This window comes from Cupriavidus mimosae, from assembly GCF_023952485.1.
Classification (GTDB): Bacteria; Pseudomonadota; Gammaproteobacteria; order Burkholderiales; family Burkholderiaceae; genus Cupriavidus; species Cupriavidus taiwanensis_C.
The window spans coordinates 89,714-108,765 of the sequence record NZ_JALHRY010000005.1 but is presented as its reverse complement, the minus strand read 5'-3'; the positions used below and the strand labels follow the sequence as shown (position 1 = coordinate 108,765).

The window sequence follows — 19,052 nt, the reverse complement described above, 5'->3', positions numbered from 1 at the left end:
GTGGGCGATGCCGCCGTCACCGCCGGCATCACTGCCGCGAAGCCGTGGGCGCGGTGCCCACCGGCCCGCCGACGATCACCGTGGCCATGTTGTCCGGGTGCACGTGGCGCTGGAACGCCGCCCTGACCTGATCGCGCGTGACCTTGCCGATCTGCGCGGTCCAGGTATCGAGGTAATCGAGCGGCAGCCCGTACCAGCCGATATTGGCCACGTTGGTCAGCAGCTTGCGGTTGTTGTCGATACGCAGCGGGAAGCCATTGACCAGGTTGTCCTTGGCCGCGCGCAGTTCCTTCTCGCTCGGGCCTTCGGCGACAAAGCGCGCCAGCACCTGGCGCACCAGCGCCAGCGCCTCGTCGGTCTGCGCCTTCTTGGTTTGCAGGCTGATGCCGAACGGCCCCGGCTGCTTGGACGGTGCAAAGTAGCTATCCACGCCGTAGGTCAGGCCGCGCTTCTCGCGCACCTCGTCGGTCAGGCGCGAGCTGAAGCCGCCGCCGCCCAGCACGTAGTTGCCCACCAGCAGCGCGAAATAGTCGGGGTCGCCGCGCGCGATCGCGGGCTGGCCCAGCGCCACGCTGGACTGCTGCGCCGGGTGCGGCAGGCGCTGCTCGCTGGGCGCGATCTTCAGCCGCACCTGCGGCAGCGTGGGCGCGGCACGGCCGGGCGGCAGCCCGCGCGTCAGCTGTTCGGCGATGGCCTCGGCCTGCTTGCGGTCGACCGCGCCGATCAGCGTCACCACCGCGCGCTGCGCGCCGTAGTTGTCCCGCCAGAAGCCAACGATGTCGTCGCGCGTGATCGACGCCACGCTGTCCGGGGTCGCGGCGATGCCGTAGGGATGGTCGGGATACATGGCCCGGGCCAGCGCCTTGTCGGCGATCACGCCGGGCTTGGTGTCGGCTTCGCGGATGGCAGTGATCAGGCGCTGCTTCTCGCGCCCGACCACGGCATCGGGATAGGTCGGCGCCTTGATCAACTGCGCCGCCAGCGCGACCGACTGGTCCAGCTCCGGCTGCGCGGTCAGGGTACGCAGCCCGATGCCGCCGCGGTCGCCGCCGGCCGCGCCGCCGAAGGCGGCACCGGTGTCGGCAAAGGCATCGGCAATCTTGGCCTCGTCGCGCGCCGGCTGGCCGTCCTGCGCGGCGGCGCCCTTGTCCAGCAGGGCCGCGGTCAGCGTGGCCAGCCCGGCCTTGCCTTGCGGGTCATAGCGGCTGCCGGCGTCGAAGTCGATATTGATGTCGAGCATCGGGATCGACGGACTGTGCACGAAGAACACCCGCGCGCCGGTGGACGCGGTCCAGTGTTCGATCGGGATCGCTGCCTGCGCCAGCTGCGCGGCCAGCAGCACCACGGCGCCCAAGGCGGCGCCGGCCAGTTTGCGCAGCGGACGCGGCGCGGAAGTGACGGACTGGGTCATCGCCTTGTTCTCAGTGGCGCAGGCCCGACGGGGCCTGCGACTTGGGCTTGTTCGGATCGATCGGCTGCGGCACCAGGGTGGCCACGGTCAGGTTGTCGTCGTTGAAATACTTCGCGGCGACAGCCTGTACCTGCGCCGGCGTGACTGCCTTGATCTTGTCGAGCATGCGGTCGATCTGGCGCCAGGAGATCTCGGAGATCTCGGACACGCCGATCTCCATGCCCTGCCCGAATACCGAATCGCGCTTGTAGATCTGGCCGGCCACCACCTGCGCCTTGACGCGCTTGAGCTCCTCCGGCGACACACCCTCGCGGGCGATGCGCTGGATCTCCGCGCGCAGCGCGCGCTCGATCTCTTCCGTATTGTGGCCAGCGGCCGGCGTGCCATCGAGCACGAACAGCGACTCGCCGCGGTTGATGCTGTCATAGCCGACATTGACGTCGTCGGCCAGGCGCTGCTCGCGCACCAGTTCGCGGGTCAGGCGCGCGTTGTCGTAGCCGTTGAGCACCGCCGCGAGCACCTCGAGCGCATAGGGGTCGACGTCTTTCTCGACGTCGCGCAGGCGCGGTACCTTGTATGCCATCACCATGTACTGGTTCTCGGCGGGCGCCTTGACCCAGATGCGCTTGATACCCTTCTGCGCCGGCTCTTCCTGGTCCTTGCGCGCCGGCAGCGTGCGCGGCTTGAGCTTGCCGTAGTAGCGCTCGGCCAGCGCGCGCACTTCGTCGGCCCTGACGTCGCCGGTGACGATCACCGTGGCGTTGTTGGGCACATACCAGTGGCGATACCAGTCCTTGACGTCGTCGACGCGCATGTTGACCAGGTCGTCCATCCAGCCGATCACCGGGTGGCGGTAGGCGGCGGCTGTATAGACCGTGGCCAGTAACTGCTCATAGACCGTGCCGCGCGCGGAGTCGTCGGTGCGCAGGCGGCGTTCTTCCATCACCACCTTCATCTCGCGCTCGAACTCGTCCTTGGTGATGACGAGATTGGACATGCGGTCGGCTTCCAGCTCCATCATCTTCGGCAGGTACTGCTTGCCGATCTGCTGGTAGTACATGGTGAAGTCGCGGTTGGTCATGGCATTCTCGCGCCCGCCCAGGGCCGCCACCTGCTTCGAGAATTCGCCCACGCCGACCTTGGGCGTGCCCTTGAACATCATGTGTTCCAGCATGTGGGCCACGCCGGTGGTGCCGCTGACCTCGTCGATGCCGCCCACGCGGTACCAGACCTGGTGTGCCACGGTCGGGGCACGGTGGTCTTCCTTGACGATCAGCCGCAGTCCGTTGGACAGGCGGTACTCGGTCGTGCCGTGGGCGGTGGCGCCGGCGGGCGCGGTCTGCGCCGCCGGCATCGGCGAGGCCACCACACCCTGCGCCGCCGCGGGCAGCGACCACGGCAGCAACGCCAGCAGCAGCGTGGGAATGACACGCCGCGCCAGTCGCGCGGCGCGGGTGAATGGCGCCTGCAAGGGCGGTGCGTGGCGTTGGCTGCGCGTTTGGGCGGTGGCGTTGCTGCCCGGTACGCCCGTTGCGGTCATGACAGCGCAATGGTTCATGCGACCCCGTCTGCTAAAATTTTGCCGATCGATTCGCGTGCGCGACGCTGCGCGCGAATCTGCCATGTAGTGAACTCATGTAGCGAACTATACGCAATCGCCGGCCGGGACCACAACGGTTTCTCCCCAGCCATCGCGAGGCCTGCGTAACCCATTGATTAATCACCGGTTGCCTGCGGCAGTGGCTGCCGCCAGGGTTTCGGCCCCGGTATTGACCCCGTTCCCCAATGTTTAGTTTCTGGAAGAAGCGCAAGGCCGAGCCGGCGCCCGTCGAGGCGCCAGTGGAGGTCCCCGTCGAGGCGCCCGCGCCAGCCCCGGCGCCCGCGCCCGAGGTGCCCGCGCCCGCCCCGGCACCGTCCCCGACGCCAACGCCCTCGCCCGCCCCTGAGCCCGTGCCGGTTCCCGTGCCCGTCCCGGTGCCGGCACAAGTGCCTCCGCCCGCGCCTGCGCCGGTGGCAGCCGAGGCGCTGGAACTGGTGCCGCCGCCCGCCCCCAGTGCGGAAGCCAGGCAGGGCTGGATGCAGCGCCTGCGCACCGGCCTGTCCAAGACCAGCCGCAACCTCGGCACGCTGTTCGTCGGCGTCAGGGTCGACGAGGACCTGTTCGAGGAACTGGAAACCGCGCTGCTGATGGCCGACGCCGGCGTCGAGGCCACCGAATACCTGCTGGGCGAACTGCGCAAGCGCGTCAGGTCCGAGCGCATCGAAACCGCCGAGGGCGTCAAGGCGGCGCTGCGCGAGCTGTTGACGCAGCTGCTGCGTCCGCTCGAAAAGACCATGGCCCTGGGCCGCGAGCAGCCGCTGGTGATGATGATCGCGGGCGTCAACGGCGCCGGCAAGACCACCAGCATCGGCAAGCTGTGCAAGCACTTCCAGCGCTATGACCAGAAGGTGCTGCTGGCCGCCGGCGACACCTTCCGCGCCGCCGCGCGCGAGCAGCTGGCGATCTGGGGCGAACGCAACAACGTTACCGTAGTGGCGCAGGAAAGCGGCGATCCCGCGGCGGTGATCTTCGACGCCGTCAACGCCGCCAAGGCGCGCGGCATCGATATCGTCATGGCCGACACCGCCGGGCGCCTGCCGACGCAGTTGCACCTGATGGAAGAGCTGAAGAAGGTCAAGCGCGTGATCAGCAAGGCCATGCCCAGCGCCCCGCACGAGGTGCTGCTGGTGATCGACGCCAATACCGGCCAGAATGCCCTGCAGCAAACCCGCGCCTTCGACGACGCGCTCGGGCTCACCGGCCTGATCGTGACCAAGCTCGACGGCACCGCCAAGGGCGGCATCCTGGCGGCGATCGCGCGCCAGCGCCCGGTGCCGGTCTACTTCATCGGCGTGGGCGAAAAGGTGGAAGACCTGCAGCCGTTCAAGGCGGAGGAGTTCGCCGAGGCGCTGCTGGGTTAAATCCCGACATCCTCCAAGACAAAACACCCCGGCAGTGCCGGGGTGTTTGCGCTTTGCCAGGGCGCAATACTATTCCGCGTCGGGCTGCGACTTCGGCTCCGCCTTCTGGAACGCCGGCAGCGCCATGCACGCTTCATAGATCTTCGCGATCGCCGGATAGCGCGCCACGTCGATATTGAAGCGTTGAGCGTTGAACACCTGCGGCACCAGGCAAAGGTCGGCCAGCGTGGGCGTGTCGCCAAAGCAGAAGCGCCCGGCCTTGCCACTGCGCTCCAGGTTGGCTTGCAGCGAGGCGAAGCCGAGCTCGATCCAGTGGCGGTACCAGGCGTCCTTGACCTCGTCGGTCACGCCCACCGTGTGCTTCAGGTACTTGAGCACGCGCAGGTTGTTCAGCGGATGGATCTCGCAGGCGATCTCCTGCGCCAGGCCGCGCACATAGGCGCGGTCCAGCGCCGTGCCGGGTAGCAGCCTCGGCTCAGGGTGGACCTCGTCGAGGTATTCGACGATGGCCAGCGATTGCTGCAGCAGGTGCTCGCCGTCGGCCAGCGCCGGCACCAGGCCGTCGGGGTTGACCGCGCGGAACTCTGGCTTGAGTTGCTGGCCGCCTTCCTTGAGCAGGTGCACCGGCACGTAGTCATAGGACAGGCCCTTCAGTTCGAGCGCGATACGCACGCGGAACGAGGCCGAACTGCGGAAATAGCTGTAAAGCTTGAGCATCGGTTCAGACTACCTTGATGGTGAGATCGCCCACGCCGCCGACGTGGCACTGCATGACATCGCCCTTGACCACCGGGCCCACGCCCTCGGGCGTGCCGCTGAAGATCAGGTCGCCGGGCTGCAGCTCGAACAGCTTCGACAGGTACGACACCATTTCCGGGACCGACCAGATCAGGTCCGACAGGTCGCCGCGCTGCTTTTCGACGCCGTTGACCGACAGCGTGACCTCGCCCTTCTCCGGATGGCCGATGGCCGCGACCGGCACGATCGGGCCGATCGGCGCGGAGCGGTCGAAGGCCTTGCCGGTCTCCCACGGGCGGCCGGTCTTCTTCGATTCGTTCTGCAGATCGCGGCGCGTCATGTCCAGGCCCACGGCATAGCCGAACACATGGCCGGCGGCCTGCTCGACCGGGATGTCGCGGCCGCCCTTGCCGATCGCCACCACCAGCTCCACTTCATAGTGGCAGTTGCTGGTGCCCGGCGGATAAGGGAACGCGCCCTCGGTGCCGTCGGCGACGTAGCTGACCGCGTCGGACGGCTTGCAGAAGAAGAACGGCGGCTCGCGGTCGGGGTCCGAACCCATTTCCCGGGCATGGGCGGCATAGTTGCGGCCGACGCAATACACGCGCCGGACCGGAAAGCTGGCGTCGCTGCCGCGCACTGGCACGCCAACGGGTGCGGGCGGGGCGAACACGAATTCGGTCATGCATCTCTCCAGATAGGTCTGATCGGTGCTGCGACGGGGCCCGGTGCCGGGCGCAGCAGGCCAACAGGATACACCGCGCGCCGCGCCCTGCGTACGGCCGCATACAATGGATCCAGGCACGCTCGCAACGCCGCCGCACCGGACTGGCGCGCAATCCGAGGCCCCGCCCGGCGCGAATCTTGCATGGCGCACTGCAACAGAGCCAGCCATGACAAGACGCCATCCGCCCCCCACGCCCACGCCAGCGAACCCGGCCACCCCCTCCGCCGGCCGGGTGCTGCGTATCCTGCTCGTGCGCGACCCGCTCGACGCCGATCCCCTCAACGTCGAGACCATCCGCAGCGGGCTGGTGAACGCTGGCTTCACCGAGATCCAGGTCGTCGATGCCGACCTGCGGCTGCCCGACGTGATCACCGCCAGCCAGCCCGACATGCTGATCATCGCGTCCGAGTCCGCGGCGCGCGACACCATCGAGCACGTGTGCGTCTCGACCCAGCATGCCCCGCGCCCGATCGTCCTGTTCACCGACAATGACGACAGCCAGCGCATCAAGGCTGCCCTGAGCGCCGGCATTACCGCCTATATCGTCGACGGCCTGCGCGCGGAGCGCGTCAAGACCGTGCTCGACGTCGCCTATGCGCGCTTCGAGCTGGACCAGCAGCTGCGCGCCGAACTCGACGCCACGCGGCTGAAGCTGGCCGAACGCAAGGTGGTGGAGCGCGCCAAGGGCCTGCTGATGCAGGCACGCGGGCTGAGCGAGGAAGACGCCTACAAGCGCCTGCGCAGCATGGCGATGGAACGCGGGCTGAAGCTGGTCGATGCCGCGCAGCGCGTGATCGACGTCATGGGCTGAGCGCCTGCGCTTGCCGCCGCGGTGCAACGCCGCACGCGGCTGGTGCGCTGCACGCTCGTGGCGCCACCCCGCCATGCCGACTCGCCGGGCCTTTGCCGCGCGACGGCAGCGGCTGTGTCCGCAGCGCGTCACGTACGCACCGACCTCGCCCATTTCGCCCCGTTCCGGCACCACGTTCCCCGAAATGCTGCACCGCACGATGCTGGCACACGGCTTGCGTCATGCTGGTATCGGCCAACGGCGGCCGATCGACAATTCAGGCGGACACGGCCAACGCGGGCCGCGTCACGCTACGGACAACGGCGTCCCTGCAGCGCACCGGTCTTCTGGCGAAGCCGGCGGCGCCAGGGGACGCTTTTTTTTCTTGGAGCCAAGCAATGCCCACTCGCCTCAGCCATGCCAGGCCGCTGCACGCAGCCGTCCAGAACTCCGACGCCGCTGCCTCCGCCGACGCGGTACCGGCCAGCAGCGGCCGGCGCCGTGCGCTGGCCACCATCGCCGGTGCCAGCGTGATGACGCTGGTCGATCCGCTGGTGCGCGCCGGCGCGTGGGCCGCGGGCTCCGACGCGCCGGAGAAGACCGAGGTGCGCATCGGCTTTATCCCGCTGACCGACTGCGCCTCGGTGGTGATGGCGGCCACGCTCGGGCTCGACAAGAAGTACGGCATCAAGATCACGCCGACCAAGGAAGCCTCGTGGGCCGGCGTGCGCGACAAGCTGGTCAACGGCGAGCTGGACGCGGCCCATGTGCTCTACGGCCTGGTCTATGGGGTGCAGCTCGGCATCGGCGGGCCGAAAAAGGACATGGCCGTGCTGATGAGCCTGAACCACAACGGGCAAGCCATTACGCTGTCGTCCAAGCTGGCCGAGAAGGGCGTTCGCGACGGCGCCAGCCTGAAGGCGCTGATGACGAAGGAAAAGCGCGACTACACCTTCGCCCAGACCTTCCCGACCGGCACGCACGCGATGTGGCTTTATTATTGGCTGGCGGCCAACGGCATCAACCCGATGCAGGACGCCAAGGCCATCACGGTGCCGCCGCCGCAGATGGTGGCCAACATGCGCGTGGGCAATATGGACGGCTTCTGCGTGGGCGAGCCGTGGGGCGCGCGCGCGATCGCCGACAAGATCGGCTTTACCGCCGAGACCACGCAGGCGATCTGGAAGAACCATCCGGAAAAGACGCTGGGCACCACCGCAGAGTTCGTGCAGAAGCATCCCAACACGGCGCGCGCGATGGTGGCCGCGGTGCTGGAGGCCTCGAAGTTCATCGACGCATCGGCCTCCAACCGCCGCAAGACTGCCGAGACCATCGCCGCCAAGTCCTACGTCAACACCGACATGGACATCATCCTCGACCGCATGCTGGGCCGCTACACCAACGGGCTCGGCAAGACCTGGGACGACCCCGACGCGATGAAGTTCTACCAGGACGGCAACGCGAACTTCCCGTTCCTGTCCGACGGCATGTGGTTCCTGACGCAGCACAAGCGCTGGGGCCTGCTCAAGGCCCACCCGGATTACCTCGCCGTGGCCAGGCAAGTCAACCGCATCGATATCTACAAGCAGGCCGCCACCGCCGCGCAAGTGCCGCTGCCGAAGAGCGACATGCGCAGCTCGAAGCTGATCGACGGCGTGGTCTGGGACGGCAAGGACCCGAAAGCCTACGCCGACGGTTTCAAGATCAAGGCGGCCAGCGCGCTTGCCGCCTGATCCGCAGTGCCCCTGACCAAAGGAGCCCGACGTGAATGCCATTGCCTCCACCACGCCCGATGCCGCAGCCGACCCCGACACCAAGGAGCGGACACGCCGGCGCGAACAGGAAATCTCCGCGCAGGCGCGGCGCGCGGCACGCCGCGACGCCGCCGCCGCGCTGGTACTCAAGGCGGTGCCGCCGCTGCTGGGCTTCGCCCTGTTCGTGCTGGCCTGGCACGGCATCGCCACCATGATCCCGGCCATCCCCGCCCCTGGCGCGACGTGGCACGCCGCGGTGCCGCTGTTTGCCGACCCGTTCTACCGCAACGGTCCCAATGACCAGGGCATCGGCTGGAACGTGCTGGCGTCGCTGGCGCGCGTGGCAGCGGGCTTCGGCCTGGCCGCGCTGGTCGGCATCCCGGCCGGCTTCGTGATTGGGCGCTTCGCTTTTCTGAACGCGATGACCGCGCCGGTGATCAGCCTGCTGCGCCCGGTTTCGCCGCTGGCGTGGCTGCCGATCGGGCTGCTGCTGTTCAAGGCCGCCAATCCCGCCGCGATCTGGGCAATCTTTATCTGCTCGATCTGGCCGATGGTGATCAACACCGCGGTGGGGGTCACGCGCGTGCCGCAGGACTACCTGAACGTGGCGCGGGTGCTCGACCTGTCCGAGTGGAAGGTGTTCACGCGCGTGCTATTGCCCGCGGTGCTGCCCTACATGCTGACCGGCGTGCGGCTGTCGATCGGCACGGCCTGGCTGGTGATCGTCGCGGCCGAGATGCTCACCGGCGGCACCGGCATCGGCTTCTGGCTGTGGGACGAATGGAACAACCTGAAGGTCGAGCACATCGTGATCGCCATCTTCGTCATCGGCCTGATCGGCCTGCTGCTGGAACATGCGCTGCTGGCGCTGGCCCGGCGCTTCAGCTACGGCACCCATTGATCCGACCGGGAGAAACGCCATGGACAAGTTCGTCAGCATCGAAAACGTCGGCCAGACCTTCAAGACCCGCAAGGGCCCGTTCGTCGCGCTGCGCGACATCGACCTGCACATCGCCGAGGGCGAGTTCATCACGCTGATCGGCCACTCCGGCTGCGGCAAGTCCACACTGCTGAACCTGCTGGCGGGGCTGGCCACACCCACCACTGGCGCGCTGATCTGCGCCGGGCGCGAAATCGCCGGGCCCGGCCCGGAGCGCGCGGTGGTGTTCCAGAACCATTCGCTGCTGCCGTGGCTGACTTGCTTCGAGAACGTCTACCTGGGCGTCGAGCGTGTGTTCGCGGCCAGCGAGAACAAGGCGCAGCTCAGGGCGCGCACGCACGACACGCTGGCGCTGGTGGGCCTGAGCCACGCCGAGGGCAAGTATCCGCACGAGATTTCCGGCGGCATGAAGCAGCGCGTCGGCATTGCCCGCGCGCTGGCGATGGCGCCCAAGGTGCTGCTGATGGACGAGCCCTTCGGCGCGCTCGATGCGCTCACGCGGGCGCACCTGCAGGACGAGCTGATCAAGATCGTGGCGCGCACGCGCAGCACGGTGGTGATGGTGACGCACGACGTCGACGAGGCCGTGCTGCTGGCCGACCGCATCGTGATGATGACCAACGGCCCGGCCGCCACCATCGGCGAAATCCTCGCGGTGGACCTGCCGCGCCCGCGCGACCGCGTGGCGCTGGCGGACGATCCGGCTTACCACGGCTGCCGCACCGCGGTGCTGGACTTCCTCTACCGCAAGCAGCGCAATCCGGCGCTGCAGGAAGCGGCGTAGGGACGTACGGTAGCGCCAGGCGGCCATGGGCGAGGTCGCGCGCCTCCGCTATCATGAACCCAGAACACACTACCCCATGCCGCCATGACTACCACCGCCGCCCCATTTCCCGCCGCCCGCTATATCAAGGAGATCGGCCGCGGCGTCAACGGCGCGCGCGCACTGCCGCGCGAGGACGCGCAGGCCCTGTTCGACGCCATGCTGGCGGGCCGCGTGTCCGACCTGGAACTTGGCGCCATCCTGATGGCCTATCGCATCAAGGGCGAGGCGCCGCACGAGCTGGCCGGCATGCTGGAGGCCGCCCATGCGCACTGCGAGCCGCTGCCGGCGCCGCCCGACCGGCAGGTGGTGGTGATTCCCAGCTACAACGGCGCGCGCAAGCAGCCCAACCTGGTGCCGCTGCTGGCACTGCTGCTGGCGCGCGAAGGCATCCCCGTGCTGGTGCACGGCTCGCGCGTGTTCGAGGGCCGCGTGACCAGCATGGCGCTGTTCGAGGCGCTGGGCGTGCCGCTGTGCGCGAGCACCGACGAAGCTTCGGCAAAGCTGCGGGATGGCGACAGCAATGGCCCGCTGGCGGTGCTGCCGGTCGACGTGCTGTCGCCCGGGCTGTCGCGGCTGCTGGAGCGGCGCACCGTGATCGGCCTGCGCAATTCGTCGCATACGGTGGCCAAGATGCTGCAGCCGGTGGGCGAGCATTCGCCCGCCGAAGGCCTGCGGCTGTACAGCTACACCCACCCCGAATACCGCGAGACGCTGACCGACTACTTCTCCCACGAACCCGCCAACGTGCTGCTGGCACGCGGGACCGAGGGCGAGGTGGTGGCCGATGCCCGGCGCACCAGCCGCATCGACTGGTTGCATGAAGGCCACCAGCAGACGCTGGTGGGCCAGGCCGGCGGCTCGATCGGCGACGTGCCGGAGCTGCCGCCGGGCAGCGATGCCGGCCTGACCGTGGCCTGGATCCGGCGCGTGCTCGACGGCGCGGTGCCGGTGCCGGCGCCCATCACCATCCAGATCGAGGCCATCCGCGAATGCCTGCGCCAGGGCACCCGCGTGACCTGGGCCAGCCCGGTCTGAGCCGGCCCCGGCACCACCGTCAGGGCTTGCGCGGGGGCAGCGGAATGCGCTCGGTCTCGCCCGGCACGTGCGGGAACTGGTCGTCCTCCCAGCGCTGGGCCGCGGCCTCGATCGCCAGCTTGCTGCTGGCAACGAAGTTCCAGTAGATAAAGCGGTGCCCGTCGGTCGGGTCGCCGCCCAGCAGCATCACCCGCGACGGCGCCGTGGCCGTCAGCGTGGCCGGCTGGCCCGGCGTCAGCACCACCATGTGCTCGGCCGGCAGCGGCTCGCCGTCGAGCGCGACCGCCCCGTCGACCGGATAAATGCCGCGCTCGGCGTGGTCAGCGGGAATCTCCACGCTGGCGCCCGCGTCCAGCTCGATCGCCACGTACAGCGTGCGGCTGAAGACCTTGACCGGCGAGGCCTGGCCGAACGCATCGCCGGCAATCACCACCATGCGCAGGCCGGGCCGCTCGATGCGCGGCAGCGTCGCGGCGGGATGGTGGAAGAACGATGGCTCGGCGCCCTCATGCTGCTGCGGCAGCGCCACCCAGGTCTGGATGCCGTGCAGGCGCGCGCCTTCCGGGCGCACATGCTCGGGCGAACGCTCCGAGTGAACGATGCCGTGGCCGGCGGTCATCCAGTTCACGTCGCCGGGCCGGATCGCCTGGTCGCTGCCCAGGCTGTCGCGATGGATGATCTCGCCCTCGAACAGGTAGGTAACCGTGGCCAGCCCGATATGGGGATGCGGGCGCACATCGGCGCCCTGGCCCGGTGGCAGCTGCACCGGCCCCATATGGTCGAAGAAAATAAACGGCCCGACAGTCTGGGTTGCCGCGGCCGGCAGCAGCCGGCGCACGGTGAAATCGCCCAGGTCGCGCACATGCGGCTTGAGCAAGTGTTCGATAGCAGACATAACTCCTCCGATCCGATAAGAGAGGCTCGCAAGCATGCCAGTGCGCCGCCCGCCGGTCGAGTGTAGCCGGTGCTGGAACAGTGCATTGCAGCGCGGGGGAGAACCCCGTTACCACCTTGCGCTCTAAATACCAGTGCGCGATGGCAGCGGTATCGTTGTCGTCTCTTTACGATCTATCCGACTATCCGATCAGGTAGAGCGATACGCGGGAACTATCGGGGTCATCGGAACTCCAATTAGCACTCACCCGGCCAGAGTGCTAAGATGTGTTGCAGTGCCGCCGTTCCCCCAAGGGCCGCGGCGCACCGGCAACCAAACCGCCGGACGCGAAAGGAGCCATTGAGTGAACGCAGTCTTGTCTGCCGACCAAACCCTGACGAACAACCGTCTGCCGACGGTGCCCCGGAACACGGGCAGCTTTGCGCTGACCTTTCCGGCGACCGTGGGCAACCTCGACAGCTATATCCAGGCTGTCCACCGCATCCCGCTGCTGACCGCGGAGGAAGAGCAACGCCTGGCGCGTGAGCTGCGCGACCACGATTCCGTCGATGCGGCGCGCCGCCTGGTGATGTCGCACCTGCGGCTGGTGGTGTCGATCGCCCGCCAGTACCTGGGCTATGGCCTGCCCCATGCCGACCTGATCCAGGAAGGCAATATCGGCCTGATGAAGGCGGTGAAGCGTTTCGATCCGGACCAGGGCGTGCGCCTGGTGTCGTACGCGATGCACTGGATCAAGGCGGAAATCCATGAATACGTGCTGAAGAACTGGCGCATGGTCAAGGTGGCCACCACCAAGGCCCAGCGCAAGCTGTTCTTCAACCTGCGCAGCCACAAGCAAGGCGGCCACACGTTCACGCCGGAACAGGTCGAGGCCGTCGCGCGCGAGCTGAACGTCAAGCCCGAAGAAGTGATGGAGATGGAAACCCGCCTGTCGGGCGGCGACCTGGCGCTCGAAGGGCAGGTCGACGACGGCGAAGAGGAATTCGCCCCCATCGCTTACCTGGCCGACAACCACAACGAGCCGACCCGCGTGATGGAAGCCAAGCGCCACGACCGCATGCAGGTCGAGGGGCTGGAAGAAGCGCTGGGCAAGCTCGACGAACGCAGCCGCCGCATCATCGAGGCACGCTGGCTCAACGTCGAGGACGACGGCTCGGGCGGCGCCACGCTGCATGAGCTGGCCGACGAGTTCGGCGTGTCGGCCGAGCGCATCCGGCAGATCGAGGCGGCGGCGATGAAGAAGATGAAGGGCGCGCTGCAGGCATTCGCCTGATCCTCACCGCAACCATGCAAAAGGCCGGTCCATGGACCGGCCTTTTTTGTTGCCCGCGAAGCGTTGGTGCGACGTTATGCCGCACCCTTTCGCCCCGGCTGCGTCAGGACAACAGCTGTTTCAGGTCGTGCGCGATGGGCTCCGGACCCTGGCCGTGGCGGATGAACAACCGCAGCTTGCCCTGCGGATCGAACACATAGCTGCCAGCCGAGTGATCCACGGTGTAGTTGTTGGGTGAGCTGCCCGGCACCTTGGCGTAGAACACCTTGAAGTCCTTGGCCAGCTTCTGCAGCGCGGCTTCGTCGGCCGGACGCAGCCCGACGAAGCGGGGATCGAAGGCGGGCACGTACTGCGCCAGCAGCGCCTGCGTATCGCGTTCCGGATCGACCGTGACGAACAGCACCTGCACGCGGTCCGCATCCGGCCCCAACTGCTCCACGACCGCCTTCAGTTCGGCCATGGTGGTGGGGCAGACATCCGGGCAATGGGTGTAGCCGAAGAACATCACCACCGCCTTGCCCTTGTAGTCGGCCAGGGTGCGCACCTTGCCGGTGTGGTCGGTCAGCGAGAAGTCCTTGCCGAAGTCGGCGGCGCCGGTGATATCGACATTGCGGAACGACGCCTTCTGCTGTCCGCAGGCGGCCAGGGCGAGGGCCAGCGCGGCCAGCAGGGAAAAGCGGCGGAAGGCGGCAAACAGGCCGGAAGCAGGGCTGAGGCTTGGCATGCGGGGGACGGGTCGGGGATGAGAAGGAAACAGCATGCAGTATCGCCGATCATGCTGCTGCGCTCGCGCCGGCGCGGCAAGATGCCGCAGCCGTCGCGCACGCCGGCGCAGCTCAGACCTGCGGCACGAACTTGAAGTAGTGGTCGATCAGCAGCGCGGCAAACAGCAGCGACAGGTACAGGATCGAGAAGCGGAAGGTGCGCTGCGCCAGTTCGTCCGAATAGTTGCGGTACAGCTTCCAGGCATAGGCCAGGAAGCCCGCGCCCAGCGCCAGCGCGGCGGCCAGGTAGATGTAGCCGCTCATGCCGTAGACGAAGGGCAGCAGCGTCGCTGCGATCATCACCAGCGTGTACAGCAGGATATGCAGCAGGGTGTAGCGCTCGCCGTGCGTGACCGGCAGCATCGGCAGGCCGGACTTGGCGTAGTCGGCACGGCGATACAGCGCCAGCGCCCAGAAGTGCGGCGGGGTCCAGGTGAAGATGATCAGCACCAGGAACCAGGCCTCGGCCGGCACCTCGCCCGCCACCGCGGCCCAGCCCAGCGCCGGCGGCATCGCGCCGGACAGGCCGCCGATGACGATGTTCTGCGGCGTGGCCGGCTTGAGCAGGATGGTATAGACCACCGCATAGCCCAGGAAGGTGGCAAAGGTCAGCCACATGGTCAGGTCGTTGGCGTAGACGTGCAGCAGCCACATGCCCGCGCCGCCCAGGATGGCGGAGAACACCAGCGTCTGGCGCGTGGTGATCTCGCCGGTGGCGGACGGGCGCCAGGCGGTGCGGCGCATCAGCGCATCGATCTTCTGCTCGACCAGGCAATTGATGGCGAAGGCCGCGCCGGCCAGCAGCCAGATGCCGGCGGCGCCGCCGATCAGCACCGGCCACGGCACCATGCCGGGCGTGGCGAGGAACATGCCGATGATGGCGCAGAACACGGCCAGCTGCGTCACGCGAGGCTTGGTCAGGGCGGCATATTGCCGGGCCAGGTGTCGCATGCGGCTCAACTTGCCCAGGGAATGGGGATGGGTAGCGGTAACCACGGAAGGGGTCTTGTCTTTCATGTGGCGCGGGCGGCGTTCGGCACGGCAGCGGGGGCGCCGGCGGCCCGGGTCGTCAGCCCGATATTGTAGTGGAGACCGACCAACAGCAGCAGCAGCACCGCGGCGCCGCCGTTATGCGCGACCGCCGCCACCAGCGGCCAGTCGAACACGATATTGGACAGGCCGGTGGCCAATTGCAACACCAGCGTCGCCAGCAGCCAGCCTGCGGCGCGGCTGAGCCCTTCGAGCCTGCGCGCACTCAGGCCGAACCATGCCAGGTAGCCCAGCACGATCACGGCAAAGCCGCGATGGACCCAGTGGATCGCCACCAGCGCCGCATGCGGGATGTAGTCGCCGTCCGCGGTCATGCCCAGTTGGCGCCACAGCGTAAAGCCATGGCGGAAGTCCATCTCGGGCACCAGCTGGCCGTTGCACAGCGGGAAGTCGGTACACGCCAGCACCGCGTAGTTGGTGCTGACCCAGCCGCCCAGGAAGATCTGGATCACCAGCAGCAGCAAGCCGATGCGCACCGGCCAGCGCAGACGCGCCGCCTGCGGCGCGACCGGGTGCGGCGGGTCGTTGCGCGAGCCCAGCTGGATCAGCACCGCCAGCAGCGCCATGCCCAGCATCAGGTGCGTGACGACGACGATGGGCTGCAGCTTCAGGGTCACGGTGAAGGCGCCGAAGGCGCCCTGCACGCACACCAGCAGCAGCACGCCGGTGGCGAACCAGGGCGACTGTTTGAGCTCGCGCCGCTTGACCCACGCCAGCACCATCAGCGTGATGATCAGCACGCCGACGGCCATGGCGAAGTAGCGGTGGATCATCTCGATCCATGCCTTGGCCAGCGTCACCGGCCCGCTGGGCATCGCGGTCTCGGCCGCGCGAATCGGCTCCATCGCGGCATGCGGGTTGGAATGCCCGTAGCAGCCGGGCCAGTCCGGGCAGCCCAGCCCGGAGTCGGTCAGCCGCGTGAAGCTGCCGAACATGATCAAATCCAGCGTCAGGAACGCCGTGATCCAGGCGAGCTTGCGGTATTTGTTGCGGTCGCCCTTCACCATCACGTAGGACAGCGGGAACAGCGCGATCAGGACGCCGATGATGGCCAGTTGCAGCAGCATGCCGTCCCCTCAACCGATGCGCGAGACCTTGAGCAGCTTCTTCAGGTCGCCGCTCATCTTCTTGGGATCCGGGTCCTGCGGGAAGCGCATCATCAGGTTGCCCAGCGGGTCGACCAGGAACAGCGTGTCCTCGGCGCGCTTGCCCGGCTCGGCCGGCAGCCATTGCTGCGCGGCCTGGCGGTCGATGCGCAGGAAGCGCACGCCCGCGTAGGGCTCGTTGTAGGCAGAGACCAGGCGTTCGTCGATCTTGCCGTCGTCGGTGACCAGCCACACCGGCACGATGCGCAGGCGGTCCTGGCCCTGTCCGGCGCGAATCTGGCGGATGGTGAACAGCTTCTTCGCGCAGGCCTCGTCACAGGCCGACGGATCGGCGCTGACCAGCAGCCACTTGCCGCGGAACTGCTCCAGCGGCACGGCCTGGCCCTGCTCGTCGGTGACGCGCACCGGCGGCATCGGTCGCTGCGGGTCGACCAGCGCGCCGTAGTTGGTGGCGCCGCCGCGCGGCTTGATCACGTAGTAGGTGAAGTAGGAGGCAATCACCGGCGACGCGCACACCAGCAGCAGCATCAGCATCTGCAGGCGGCCACGGCGCGTGCGCGCGTCGATGCGGGGGTCGCGCGGCGAGGCCGCGGCGGCCGGAGCGGAGTCTTGCTGTGCCATGGAGTACGTCTGTCCTTTGTCTTCGGCAAGCCCATGCACCGGTCGCGGCGCCTGGGCGGTCAATTCATTCGATCAGGGTGCGGCCGGCCGCCGCGCGCGGCGCCAGCCCAGCACGACCACCAGCACCACCGTCAGCGCGGCCAGCCCGAACCACTGGAAGGCATAGCCATAGTGGCGCTCGGCGCCGACGTCGGCTGGCAGCCAGTCGCGCGCCAGGCCGTCGCCACTCTCGTTGCGTTGCTCGATCACCAGCGGGTGCAGGGCCAGGCCCGTTTCGGCGGCATACGGCGCGATCTCGAGGTTCTGGCGAATCCGGCTGCCGGCGGCCCCCTGGCCCAGGCTATAGACCCGCGGCACGCCGGCCAGTGCCGTGCCGGTGATGGTCACCTCGCCCTCGGGCGTCGGAAACGGCGCGATCCGGGTGCGGTCCTCGGCATCGCGCGGCAGCCAGCCGCGCAGCACCAGCACCGCGCGTTGAGCGCCGGGCTCATCGGGCGCCGCGCCGATCACCAGCGGCGTCACCACCAGGAAGCCGGCGCGGCTGTCGCCGCTGCGGCCGCCGGTGCCGTGGGGGCGATTATCCAGCAATACGGTGCGCGATGCGTCGAAGCGCCCGGTCACGCGCACCGCGCGATCGGTCACAACTTGTGACAGCGGCGCCGTGCCAAGCACCACCGGCGGCTGCGCGGCGAGCACCCGCAGCCGGTCGGCGCGCGCTTCCTTCTCGTGCGCGCGCTCGAGCTGCCAACTGCCCAGCGCGCAGGTCACCGCGATCACCACCGCGGCGGCGGCCAGCGGCAACGGGCTGGCGAAGCGGCGCCAGCTCATCGCCGCGGCGGCACTGCGCAGCGGGTGCCGGTGCGATAATGGCCCTGTGCGCCGCACGTCGCGCCGCGCCGGCCCCCATCCCGCCCCACCATGCGCTTTGTCATCATCATCGCCTTCATCCTGATCATCGCCAGCCTGGCCTCGGCCCTGTTCTTCATGATGCGCGACCGCGGCAAGACGCCCAACATGATGCGCTCGCTGATGCTGCGCGTGGGCTTCTCGGTGGCGCTGTTCCTGTTTATCCTGTTCTCGAGCTGGATGGGCTGGATCCACAGCACCGGCATCCGCATGGCGCCCTGAACCGGCGCGTCGCGCCGGCTCCGACCGGGGCCCGCAAAAGACAAACGCCGCAGGCTGGCCAGGCCCCTGCGGCGTTTCTCTTTTGCGTTGGCGCCGGCGGTCCCGGTCAGTCCAGGGGCCCGCCGGCCGGTACGGCAGCCGGATTTACAGCCAGTACACCACGATGTAGAGGAACAGCCACACCACGTCAACGAAGTGCCAGTACCAGGCCGCGCCTTCGAAGGCGAAGTGGTGCTCCGGGGTGAAATGGCCCTTCAGCACGCGGATCAGCACCACCGCCAGCATGATCGCGCCCATGGTCACGTGGAAACCGTGGAAGCCGGTCAGCAGGAAGAAGGTCGAGCCGTAGATGCCCGAGCTCAGCTTCAGGTTCAGGTCCGAGTAAGCGTGCATGTACTCGTACACCTGGAAGCCCATGAAGATCGCGCCCAGCAGGATGGTCAGCGCCAGGCCCTGGATCAGCTGGCTGCGCTTGCCGGCCAGCAGCGCGTGGTGCGCCCAGGTCAGCGTCAAGCCGGACATCAGCAGCAGCGCGGTGTTGATGGTCGGGATCGGCCACGGGCCCATGGTCTGGAAGTTTTCCACCACGCCGGCCGGGCCGGTGTTGGGCCATACCGCGGCGAAGTCGGGCCACAGGATCTTGTTGTTCAGGTCGCCCAGCCACGGCATGGCGATGGACCGGGCATAGAACAGCGCGCCGAAGAACGCGGCGAAAAACATCACCTCGGAGAAGATGAACCAGCCCATCGACCAGCGGAACGACAGGTCGATGTTCTTGCCGTACATGCCGCCTTCGGACTCGCTGATGGCGTCGCCAAACCAGCTCTTGAGCACGAACAGGAACCACAGCAGGCCGAAGCCGCACAGGTACGGCGCCCAGGGCTGCCCGTTTACCCAACCGGCGGCGCCGGCGCCCGTCATCAGCAGGCCGAAGCTTGCGGTGATGGGGTGGCGCGACGGGCCCGGTACGAAGTAGTACGGAGCGTTTGCGCGATTCGCACTCATTCTTTTATCTCCAGCTCAGAGTCTTTGA

19 protein-coding genes are annotated in these 19,052 nt (G+C 68.1%); 8 read left to right on the top strand and 11 right to left on the bottom strand.

Annotation, left to right across the window (positions count from 1 at the left end):
• Nucleotides 1-28: 28 nt before the first annotated feature.
• Entirely contained in the window at nucleotides 29-1,411 is a 1,383-nt protein-coding gene (locus tag MKD50_RS11145; RefSeq protein ID WP_240073647.1) for a M16 family metallopeptidase, read from the bottom strand.
• Nucleotides 1,412-1,421: 10 nt separating this feature from the next.
• Entirely contained in the window at nucleotides 1,422-2,969 is a 1,548-nt protein-coding gene (locus MKD50_RS11140; protein WP_115705722.1) for a M16 family metallopeptidase, read from the bottom strand.
• 227 nt (nucleotides 2,970-3,196) lie between these two features.
• Between MKD50_RS11140 and ftsY the strand changes: the two genes are divergently transcribed.
• Nucleotides 3,197-4,372 (top strand): signal recognition particle-docking protein FtsY, encoded by a 1,176-nt coding sequence (gene ftsY / locus MKD50_RS11135; protein WP_252667149.1) that lies wholly within the window; start codon nucleotides 3,197-3,199, stop codon nucleotides 4,370-4,372.
• Between the two features lie 69 nt (nucleotides 4,373-4,441).
• Here ftsY and maiA read toward each other — a convergent pair whose 3' ends face one another.
• Together maiA and MKD50_RS11125 are read right to left on the bottom strand one after the other, a co-directional pair.
• On the bottom strand, nucleotides 4,442-5,089 hold the full coding sequence (gene maiA, locus MKD50_RS11130; RefSeq protein WP_115705718.1) for a maleylacetoacetate isomerase: 648 nt from the start codon (nucleotides 5,087-5,089) through the stop codon (nucleotides 4,442-4,444).
• Nucleotides 5,090-5,093: 4 nt separating this feature from the next.
• The gene (locus tag MKD50_RS11125) at nucleotides 5,094-5,795 is read right to left on the bottom strand and encodes a fumarylacetoacetate hydrolase family protein (protein WP_115705716.1); all 702 of its coding nucleotides are present in this window, start codon (nucleotides 5,793-5,795) and stop codon (nucleotides 5,094-5,096) included.
• 208 nt (nucleotides 5,796-6,003) lie between these two features.
• On the opposite strand from MKD50_RS11125, the gene MKD50_RS11120 reads away from it, so the two are divergent.
• From MKD50_RS11120 to ybiB, 5 genes are all read left to right on the top strand, one after another.
• A complete protein-coding gene (locus MKD50_RS11120; protein ID WP_240073637.1) occupies nucleotides 6,004-6,648 on the top strand; it encodes an ANTAR domain-containing response regulator in 645 nt (214 codons plus the stop codon).
• A 377-nt stretch (nucleotides 6,649-7,025) separates the two neighbouring features.
• Complete coding sequence (locus tag MKD50_RS11115) at nucleotides 7,026-8,360, top strand: CmpA/NrtA family ABC transporter substrate-binding protein (protein WP_115705712.1); 1,335 nt, start codon at nucleotides 7,026-7,028, stop codon at nucleotides 8,358-8,360.
• 31 nt (nucleotides 8,361-8,391) lie between these two features.
• The gene (gene ntrB, locus MKD50_RS11110) at nucleotides 8,392-9,282 is read left to right on the top strand and encodes a nitrate ABC transporter permease (RefSeq protein ID WP_252667148.1); all 891 of its coding nucleotides are present in this window, start codon (nucleotides 8,392-8,394) and stop codon (nucleotides 9,280-9,282) included.
• A 19-nt stretch (nucleotides 9,283-9,301) separates the two neighbouring features.
• Nucleotides 9,302-10,105: an ABC transporter ATP-binding protein gene (locus MKD50_RS11105; protein WP_115705709.1), complete on the top strand. Its 804-nt coding sequence runs from the start codon at nucleotides 9,302-9,304 to the stop codon at nucleotides 10,103-10,105.
• Between the two features lie 84 nt (nucleotides 10,106-10,189).
• Complete coding sequence (gene ybiB / locus MKD50_RS11100; RefSeq protein WP_252667147.1) at nucleotides 10,190-11,182, top strand: DNA-binding protein YbiB; 993 nt, start codon at nucleotides 10,190-10,192, stop codon at nucleotides 11,180-11,182.
• A 19-nt stretch (nucleotides 11,183-11,201) separates the two neighbouring features.
• Here ybiB and MKD50_RS11095 read toward each other — a convergent pair whose 3' ends face one another.
• A complete protein-coding gene (locus tag MKD50_RS11095) occupies nucleotides 11,202-12,077 on the bottom strand; it encodes a pirin family protein (protein ID WP_252667146.1) in 876 nt (291 codons plus the stop codon).
• 343 nt (nucleotides 12,078-12,420) lie between these two features.
• Here MKD50_RS11095 and rpoH point away from each other — a divergent pair, with 343 nt between their 5' ends.
• Nucleotides 12,421-13,350 carry an RNA polymerase sigma factor RpoH gene (gene rpoH / locus MKD50_RS11090; protein WP_092307491.1) on the top strand — a complete coding sequence of 310 codons (930 nt, stop codon included), beginning with the start codon at nucleotides 12,421-12,423 and terminating at the stop codon, nucleotides 13,348-13,350.
• Nucleotides 13,351-13,453: 103 nt separating this feature from the next.
• On the opposite strand, the gene MKD50_RS11085 is transcribed toward rpoH, so the two are convergent.
• The 5 genes from MKD50_RS11085 to MKD50_RS11065 all read right to left on the bottom strand — a co-directional run bounded on the left by MKD50_RS11085 (nucleotide 13,454) and on the right by MKD50_RS11065 (nucleotide 17,719).
• The gene (locus tag MKD50_RS11085) at nucleotides 13,454-14,074 is read right to left on the bottom strand and encodes an SCO family protein (RefSeq protein ID WP_115705704.1); all 621 of its coding nucleotides are present in this window, start codon (nucleotides 14,072-14,074) and stop codon (nucleotides 13,454-13,456) included.
• 112 nt (nucleotides 14,075-14,186) lie between these two features.
• Nucleotides 14,187-15,131, bottom strand: a complete 945-nt coding sequence (gene cyoE, locus MKD50_RS11080; RefSeq protein WP_092307488.1) for a heme o synthase — start codon at nucleotides 15,129-15,131, stop codon at nucleotides 14,187-14,189.
• The gene (locus tag MKD50_RS11075; RefSeq protein WP_252667145.1) at nucleotides 15,128-16,231 is read right to left on the bottom strand and encodes a COX15/CtaA family protein; all 1,104 of its coding nucleotides are present in this window, start codon (nucleotides 16,229-16,231) and stop codon (nucleotides 15,128-15,130) included. Before MKD50_RS11075 ends, cyoE begins: the two co-directional genes overlap by 4 nt.
• Nucleotides 16,232-16,240: 9 nt before the next feature.
• Nucleotides 16,241-16,891, bottom strand: coding sequence for an SCO family protein (locus tag MKD50_RS11070; protein WP_116313223.1), 651 nt, complete (start codon nucleotides 16,889-16,891; stop codon nucleotides 16,241-16,243).
• 72 nt (nucleotides 16,892-16,963) lie between these two features.
• Complete coding sequence (locus tag MKD50_RS11065) at nucleotides 16,964-17,719, bottom strand: SURF1 family protein (RefSeq protein WP_252667144.1); 756 nt, start codon at nucleotides 17,717-17,719, stop codon at nucleotides 16,964-16,966.
• 90 nt (nucleotides 17,720-17,809) lie between these two features.
• Here MKD50_RS11065 and MKD50_RS11060 point away from each other — a divergent pair, with 90 nt between their 5' ends.
• The gene (locus MKD50_RS11060) at nucleotides 17,810-18,019 is read left to right on the top strand and encodes a twin transmembrane helix small protein (RefSeq protein WP_012351630.1); all 210 of its coding nucleotides are present in this window, start codon (nucleotides 17,810-17,812) and stop codon (nucleotides 18,017-18,019) included.
• Nucleotides 18,020-18,163: 144 nt separating this feature from the next.
• Here MKD50_RS11060 and MKD50_RS11055 read toward each other — a convergent pair whose 3' ends face one another.
• The gene (locus MKD50_RS11055) at nucleotides 18,164-19,024 is read right to left on the bottom strand and encodes a cytochrome c oxidase subunit 3 (RefSeq protein WP_252667143.1); all 861 of its coding nucleotides are present in this window, start codon (nucleotides 19,022-19,024) and stop codon (nucleotides 18,164-18,166) included.
• Between the last annotated feature and the right edge of the window lie 28 nt (nucleotides 19,025-19,052).

Coding starts and splice junctions, on each gene's coding strand:
- MKD50_RS11145 (WP_240073647.1), bottom strand. CDS start 1,411: ATGACCCAGTCCGTCACTTCCGCGCCGCGTCCGCTGCGCAAACTGGCC.
- MKD50_RS11140 (WP_115705722.1), bottom strand. CDS start 2,969: ATGAACCATTGCGCTGTCATGACCGCAACGGGCGTACCGGGCAGCAAC.
- ftsY (WP_252667149.1), top strand. CDS start 3,197: ATGTTTAGTTTCTGGAAGAAGCGCAAGGCCGAGCCGGCGCCCGTCGAG.
- maiA (WP_115705718.1), bottom strand. CDS start 5,089: ATGCTCAAGCTTTACAGCTATTTCCGCAGTTCGGCCTCGTTCCGCGTG.
- MKD50_RS11125 (WP_115705716.1), bottom strand. CDS start 5,795: ATGACCGAATTCGTGTTCGCCCCGCCCGCACCCGTTGGCGTGCCAGTG.
- MKD50_RS11120 (WP_240073637.1), top strand. CDS start 6,004: ATGACAAGACGCCATCCGCCCCCCACGCCCACGCCAGCGAACCCGGCC.
- MKD50_RS11115 (WP_115705712.1), top strand. CDS start 7,026: ATGCCCACTCGCCTCAGCCATGCCAGGCCGCTGCACGCAGCCGTCCAG.
- MKD50_RS11105 (WP_115705709.1), top strand. CDS start 9,302: ATGGACAAGTTCGTCAGCATCGAAAACGTCGGCCAGACCTTCAAGACC.
- ybiB (WP_252667147.1), top strand. CDS start 10,190: ATGACTACCACCGCCGCCCCATTTCCCGCCGCCCGCTATATCAAGGAG.
- MKD50_RS11095 (WP_252667146.1), bottom strand. CDS start 12,077: ATGTCTGCTATCGAACACTTGCTCAAGCCGCATGTGCGCGACCTGGGC.
- MKD50_RS11085 (WP_115705704.1), bottom strand. CDS start 14,074: ATGCCAAGCCTCAGCCCTGCTTCCGGCCTGTTTGCCGCCTTCCGCCGC.
- cyoE (WP_092307488.1), bottom strand. CDS start 15,131: ATGAAAGACAAGACCCCTTCCGTGGTTACCGCTACCCATCCCCATTCC.
- MKD50_RS11075 (WP_252667145.1), bottom strand. CDS start 16,231: ATGCTGCTGCAACTGGCCATCATCGGCGTCCTGATCGCGCTGTTCCCG.
- MKD50_RS11070 (WP_116313223.1), bottom strand. CDS start 16,891: ATGGCACAGCAAGACTCCGCTCCGGCCGCCGCGGCCTCGCCGCGCGAC.
- MKD50_RS11065 (WP_252667144.1), bottom strand. CDS start 17,719: ATGAGCTGGCGCCGCTTCGCCAGCCCGTTGCCGCTGGCCGCCGCCGCG.
- MKD50_RS11060 (WP_012351630.1), top strand. CDS start 17,810: ATGCGCTTTGTCATCATCATCGCCTTCATCCTGATCATCGCCAGCCTG.
- MKD50_RS11055 (WP_252667143.1), bottom strand. CDS start 19,024: ATGAGTGCGAATCGCGCAAACGCTCCGTACTACTTCGTACCGGGCCCG.